Annotated in this window: 7 protein-coding genes; 4 read left to right on the forward strand and 3 right to left on the reverse strand. The window is 47.5% G+C overall.

All coding sequences use genetic code 11. The annotated features are described in order from the left end of the window. Positions 1-105 precede the first annotated feature (105 nt). The 3 genes from J7439_RS24665 (at position 106) to J7439_RS24675 (ending at position 2,466) form a co-directional block, all read left to right on the forward strand. Complete coding sequence (locus tag J7439_RS24665; protein WP_209204709.1) at positions 106-708, forward strand: IS4 family transposase; 603 nt, start codon at positions 106-108, stop codon at positions 706-708. 550 nt (positions 709-1,258) lie between these two features. Then, positions 1,259-1,492, forward strand: coding sequence for a hypothetical protein (locus J7439_RS24670; RefSeq protein ID WP_209204710.1), 234 nt, complete (start codon positions 1,259-1,261; stop codon positions 1,490-1,492). A gap of 179 nt (positions 1,493-1,671) precedes the next feature. Then, a complete protein-coding gene (locus J7439_RS24675; RefSeq protein ID WP_209204711.1) occupies positions 1,672-2,466 on the forward strand; it encodes a hypothetical protein in 795 nt (264 codons plus the stop codon). An 85-nt stretch (positions 2,467-2,551) separates the two neighbouring features. Here the strand turns inward: J7439_RS24675 and J7439_RS24680 are convergent, their stop codons facing one another. After that, on the reverse strand, positions 2,552-2,785 hold the full coding sequence (locus J7439_RS24680; RefSeq protein WP_209204712.1) for a hypothetical protein: 234 nt from the start codon (positions 2,783-2,785) through the stop codon (positions 2,552-2,554). 364 nt (positions 2,786-3,149) lie between these two features. Between J7439_RS24680 and J7439_RS24685 the strand changes: the two genes are divergently transcribed. Beyond that, positions 3,150-4,958 carry an ankyrin repeat domain-containing protein gene (locus J7439_RS24685; RefSeq protein ID WP_209204713.1) on the forward strand — a complete coding sequence of 603 codons (1,809 nt, stop codon included), beginning with the start codon at positions 3,150-3,152 and terminating at the stop codon, positions 4,956-4,958. A gap of 61 nt (positions 4,959-5,019) precedes the next feature. On the opposite strand, the gene J7439_RS24690 is transcribed toward J7439_RS24685, so the two are convergent. Both J7439_RS24690 and J7439_RS24695 read right to left on the reverse strand, forming a co-directional pair. Then, positions 5,020-5,253, reverse strand: a complete 234-nt coding sequence (locus J7439_RS24690; protein WP_209204714.1) for a hypothetical protein — start codon at positions 5,251-5,253, stop codon at positions 5,020-5,022. After that, positions 5,253-6,714 (reverse strand): hypothetical protein (locus tag J7439_RS24695; protein ID WP_209204715.1); only part of this gene is annotated, 1,462 nt, incomplete at its 5' end. The genes J7439_RS24695 and J7439_RS24690, both read right to left, overlap by 1 nt.

Raw genomic sequence — 6,714 nt, forward strand, 5'->3', positions numbered from 1 at the left:
GATTCGTTGCAGCCATTGTTCTTTAGTGGTTTCTGGATTGGTCATTGGAGCCTCCATGTAATCAGAGGCTTTATGATCCTTGATCAAATCTGAGCAGGGTAGGACGTGGGTTATTTTGGCGCTTACGCTCCAATAACGGTCAATATCCTTATGGCTGAAGAAGTGGAAGTTGATACTGAAGACCGGCTGCGCTGGATTCTATTGACTTCAGAGGCTGTAGATACATTTGATGATTGTCGTATTGTTCTCAGGTTTTATGAGCTTCGCTGGCGAATAGAAGAGTTTCATAAAGCCTGGAAAACCGGTGCAGGTGTTGAGCGGTTACGGTTGTTGTGTGCCGGAAACATACAACGACTGGCTGTCATATTGATGTTTGTAGCAGTCAGGTTGCTGCAGATCAGAGAAGCTCTGGTGCTACCGTACAGGCGAAAACAAAAGGACGACAAAGCCTGGAATGAAAAGACACCGGCCAATCGGGTAGTCAGCGATGAGGAGTGGAAAGTACTTTGGCTGACCTTTTATGAAGGAAAGCCTTTACCTAAAAAAGTACCATCGTTGACGTGGTTGCTGCATATCATAGCCAAGGTGGGTGGCTGGTGCAATTCAAAGCGTACAGGGATACCGGGATGGCTGGCTATTTGGGATGGCTGGGCAAAACTGCAGGATCGTCTCCACACCTGCCGAATGACAAGAGGTGTGGAGATGTGACTAAGAGATAGTTCCTCGTCCGGGTCCTCCTGAGCAGAGTTCCCCGTTGTCATCAGTACTATGGGACACTAAGACTTCCAGTACCTACTATCCGGTCACTTATGGATTCGCTTCCGGACTCCTGAGAGTTGCTTCATAAGTACCTGCTGTTTACGCTTCAAAGCCAAGGTTACCCATGACTAAGCAAAACTCGCTTCCGGCTGATGGTTAATCTTTACCGGGTGGGAGTCGAACCCACTGGATTTCAACAAATGATTTCCGTTCATAAAACCTCCCACATTCTCAGGCTTCGCCTGTCGCCATCAAGACCTGACCCGTTTTTTCCGCTGAGATCCTGATTTGTTATATGCTTATCCATGGTTCGCTCCGTTTCTTATTCTGGGCTCTTTTTTAGAGTGAGCCCACTCCGGCTTTTGTTTTACCAACGACCTGAGCGGTAAGGATGCAGCGCAGCAAGCAACCCGCTTCTGCCTTACAGGGACGAGTTGTTTCAGCGGTATTTGATAACCTCTCGGCCGCCCCAGTTACTGTAACAGTCCGGTGAGAGGTTATGGACTGCTTTCTTTTCCTTAAATCATGTTTGGTGGATGAGCTTTCAGGCGAGCAGGTAGCCGATGATTTCTCTTTGCAACAATCAACAGTACCACCTGTAATCTTGCAGGAAAATTTGTCTCCATTGGCAAAAACTCCTACTGATAATGCAAATTTGTCAGTAAGTTATCAGCGAGCCATGAGGCTGTTCGAGAATAGCGACGTTAGCCGGGATTGCAAAAAATCAGGATGAAAGTTTCTGAGACGGCAATAATCCTAATTTCCGCAATAACTCAATGGAACTAAAACGTTGAATGGAGGTCAAATTCGTCACCTTTAACGGATCATCCGAAACTGTTGAAAACAGGTCATTTCAAATCGGTGCTCACAATTTGAAAAAATTAGTGGCTCTATGGTTTTAAGGAGGTTGTTATGAACAATACCTCTTCGTTAGGATATCGCTACCAGATAAAAGAGCCTTCGGGTACAGACGACAGCAATAAAGCAAATAACGGGGCTAGCCATTCTGCAACAACAGAAGTATTACATGACCGGAAGGGCTCTGCTTTGCTTCACAGGAGGAAGATTCAGGCCATAACCAATACACCCGATATTGCAGGTGAGACCACTGATGGCGTTTTTTTGAGCGAAAAGTTCAAGAAAAGTATAACCAAATTAAAACACTATTCTTCCAAGGCTAAAAAAGAGATTGGCTTGATTGTCAGATTTAATAATAATGATATATTTGCTGATGTTTTCTGGAGCGAACAATATAATTATATTCATCAACCAACAGTATCTTTAGGCTACAAAAGGGAAAAGGCTACAAAAGTTGTTTTAAAAAAATCCGGTTATGAAAAAAGTACAGCTCAGCCTGATTTGGGAGGCCACTGTGAGGAAATTTTTATCCGTTCATGGGATAGAATAATAAAATATAATGACTGTAACCCAAAGGTAGTGGATGTTGTAATATCTCACAGTCCTTGTATGAACCATTCAGCTTTATTTTTAGATAATAGTGGACACTTATGGCCTGCCGGCTGCTCACCTAAACTTTACAAATTAATTTCAGAACAAAAACAAGTGAACCAATGGAATATAATTTATGTCCAGAAAAACTCTGACCACTGTGCTGATGCAGCAATTGCAAAACTGAACAGACACCCAAGAGTCAGAATATTTAACTGCAAAATTAGTACCGAAGTTTCACTTTCACGGGTAATCTGAGTACCGATTTAGTTGAGAACCGAACGCCCTAGCGAAAACCAGGGTCGAAAACCAGGGTCGGGTCCTGATTCTTGATCTGATCGTCTTACACCTCCACTTCGTACCGCGCCAGATTCGGCGCAGTACCTTTTATTTCCCCATCCTGAATAAATACCTTCTGCCCCACACTAACACCCTCCCCCTTAACCGTAATAACCGAACCATTCCGAAGCTCTGCCTGACTGGTGCCATTGCCATTGTTGGCGGTAATGGTGGCGACATTCCGCACCCCTTCAGGAATCAGCGCCTTGAACTGTTGCCAGTTGTTAGTGGTTGCCATCCGTTGCATACCGGATAAACGATGATTGTCTGGTGAAAGTTGGTCCGTAGCTGACTGTTGGATTTTAACGACAACCTCCTTGTTAAAAATTCTGTTTTTTGGTGAACTTACTCCGCTGATTTTTTGTCCTACTCGAAGTTTTGGGTCATTCAAGTAGGCTAAATCGATGAATGGTGTCGGTAGAAACTGGTCTGATGTCCTCTCTAATTGTTCTATTTGTCATGAAGAAGTGCATACCGGGCAACTTGGTGGGCGATCAGTAGTCAAAACAGAGTGCGAAGTCCATCAAATTGGGCACTTGGAATGTATACGCGACTTTTTTAAACGACATAAAAAAGCGGATAAGTGTATTTGTGGACCGGGCATGTCCTTGCGTCGAAATGAAAAGCCATTGTTAGAGGATGCCTGTCAAAATGGGGACTTGGAAGCTCTTAAGTTGGGACTTGAACTGAAACCTGAAGGCGACGTCACTTCTGCTCTTTCCGCTGCAGCAAGAGCGGTAGCTGAAGCTGAAGCTAGTGGGCATACTGATAGCCAGGACTACACCGAGTGCTTCCGGACTTTGTCGAGTGCTATTCAAAATCACGCGGATGAACATAAAAAATTGTGTGCCCAATTAGCAACATTGGCGACAGGGGTTGGAGTGGCCATAGCTGGATTGACCACAGTTGAAGCGGCAGCTTTCAGTGCAAAGTTTGTTGCGCTTTGTGAAATTGTGGGTGAAATTGCGAATATGTATATTACCGGATTTCCAATGGGGACGGTGATGTCGATGGTTGGTTTTGGATCTCTGCTATCTTCGTGGGATCTCTCAGCTTTCCCACATATCATAGCATCTATTTCAGTATTATCAGGTTCGGTATTATTAGGCAGTGCTACATCAAACCTGGCATACAACGTAGGTGAAAATATCGGGAAAAAAAGGGGCAACGCAATTTATCTTGAGGACGGTAACACCCCCCTGCATATTGCTTCTAAAAACAACGCTTACCAATGCGTGAGTACTCTGGTTGATCAGTGGGCAGGTCGAGATCAGCAAAAATGGAGAATTATAAAATTAGCTTTCTCGACGATCATGAATGCTATTTCCGGTGGCATATCCGCATCTATGCCGGATTTTATGGAAAGATCAAATGATTCTTATAACGATTTATTTCTTCTGACTCACAGGTGGGATGTCAACACCACCAATCAGGATGGCTATACACCTTTGCACTTTGCTGCTGAGAATAATAGCGCCAGATGCTTGGATGCCTTGCTCGGGGCTGGAGCTAACATCAATGCCACTGATAGCAAAGGCTGGACGGCTCTTCACTTCGCTGCTCAAAACGGCCATAAAGAATCCGTCGAAAAGTTGCTGTGCTTTAAATCTGATCTCAAAGTCGGTATCAAGAATAACGATGGCGCAACGGCTCTCGACTTAGCTTGCCGCAAGGGCCACGAAGAGATCGCCATGGTATTGTCGGGCATTAACCGATCCAAGTTCATTCAGGGTTTACACTCTGCTGCCCTCCTTGGCAACACAGAGGCCATCCAGAAATTGCTGACCATTGCCCCCTCACTGGCCAAAGAGAAGATTAGCTCTGGCGAAACGGCTCTCCACACAGCAGCTCGTAATGGCCAAACAGAGGCCATCCAGACATTGCTGACCATTGCCCCCTCACTGGCCAAAGAGAAGGATAGCTCTGACGAAACGGCTCTCCACACAGCAGCTCGTAATGGCCAAACAGAGGCCATCCAGACATTGCTGACCATTGCCCCCTCACTGGCCAAAGAGAAGGATAGCTTTGGCGTAACGGCTCTCTACACAGCAGCTCGTAATGGCCAAACAGAGGCCATCCAGACATTGCTGACCATTGCCCCCTCACTGGCCAAAGAGAAGGATAGCTCTGGCGTAACGGCTCTCCACGAAGCTGCTTATTGGGGCCAAGCAGAGGCCATCCAGACATTGCTGACCATTGCCCCCTCACTGGCCAAAGAGAAGGATAGCTCTGGCAAAACGGCTCTCCATAAAGCTGCTAGTGGAGGCAACGCAGAGTCCATCCAGACATTGCTGACCTTTGACTCCTCCCTGGCCAAAGTGAAGGATAGCTCTGGCGAAACGGCTCTCTGCCAAGCTGCCCTTAGAGGCCGCACAGACTGCAAGACACTTCTTGAACGCTATACAGCCTAACCATCGGACTGCCTTCTACAGTGAGCAATAAAATTGTGCAGAGAACCGATTCCTGGTTATTTCAAACCTCTACCTCGTACTGCGCCAAACTCGGCGCAGTATCTTTTATCTCTCCATCCTGAATAAATACCTTCTGTCCGGAAGAAACTGCCCCCCCTTTGACGGTAATCACCGAACCATCCCGGAGCGTTGCCTGACTGGTGCCGTTGCCGTTATTGGCGGTAATGGTGGCAACGATGCGAACGCCTTCAGGAATCAGCGCCTTGAACTGTTGCCAGATGTTAGTGGTTGCCATTAGTAGTGCCTCTCCAATTCAATGGTTTGAATAACGGTCCCTACCCCACTTGCACTAATACTGGTGGCCAGACACAGGGCTTTCCAGTTGCCGCTCTCTCCTAAAACAGTATCCTGAACCTCGACCAGCATACCGGGCTCAATTAACCCGGGTGCTGTGTTGATATCAGTCAATGGTAGTTCGATGGTGGTAATGCTCTGGTTGCCCCCCTTAGCCAACTCATTCCGGCCTCGCTCAGTATTGACCTGCATTTCCGTGAGCCAGTCTTCCAGAATATCGGGAGCCGGGTTATCGCCATTGGTTCCGGTTCGCTTCACATTGACCGCCACGCCAGCATTAGTCCCGGAAACATAGACCGCATTGTAAGCCTGCTCCGGTCGCCAGTTGGCGCTCAAACTGATCACCATACTGGCCGGAACGATCTTATCCATTGTGGCGGTATCCCAGTGCCAAGGGCTGGCCGGGTATCGGGGCTGAATGCTCACCTGGTCATTATCACGGCTTGGGATAATCACTGATCCTGCTGTGGTTGCGACTTTGGCCACCACCTGCATAGCGGTCTGGTTCTGATAGCTAAATGAGCCTCCGGGCATAATCCAATCCGGTGTACTGTAGTCGTTCAGATCGGGATAGGTAGCGGTAAAGCCGCTCTCTTCAAAAAAAGGGGCCAGTTCTTCGGTAATGGCCTGTTTAGCGTTGAGGTTGGCACTCTTGCTCTTGCTTCGTTGTGGCGCATAAGGCGCTGCAAGCAGTTGGGTTCGGCTGCTGGCATGCAAGGTGTAGCGTTCATCTCCAAAACGCCGGTAAGTGCTGTAACGTTCAATAATGAAGATCAATTTACAGCCGTTTATATCGACCTCTATTTGCTTCGGACCGTTCTCGTCCGGTTCCACCAGTGCAATATTGGAAGCGCCCCACAGCTGCCCGGTAAAGCTCCATGAGAAGCTATCAATATCGAGGCTGATTTCCATTGAGGGCAATTCCAGCGGTGTCCGGGCAGGCAATACCACTGCGGTGATTATGTTCATTAGCAGATAACTCTCCCTAATCTCTGGCTGTTCCGGCTTTGGCTTTTCAATCACCTCCGGGTCTGTCTCGCCGTCATAGTTGCCGGTTACCGTTTCATCCCTGGCTTTCTGGCCAAAGCCCCACGGCAGGATAATCGGTTGATCCTCTGCTCGGTTTCTCTGGAAGGTAAAGTGGCGTTTGCTATCAATGGGGACAGCAGCAGTTTCTTCTTTAAAAGCACCAATCTGGAAAAATACCGAGCCATTGCCTTGTGGCTGATACTCCCGATCCTGAAAGGTAAAATTCAGCGGTTGTTGTGGGTGAACATAGGCAGGGCTTTTTGTCTCGCTGTTCCGGTATAGATCAACCGACTGCATGCCTTCGGATACGTTGCTATCCCTCTCAGGTGGATGGTTCCAAGGGAAGGCCTGTTCCTGATCCTGGGCTTGAATG

Origin of the sequence: Salinisphaera sp. G21_0 (assembly GCF_017744115.1) — a bacterium.
Classification (GTDB): domain Bacteria; phylum Pseudomonadota; class Gammaproteobacteria; order Pseudomonadales; family Endozoicomonadaceae; genus Endozoicomonas.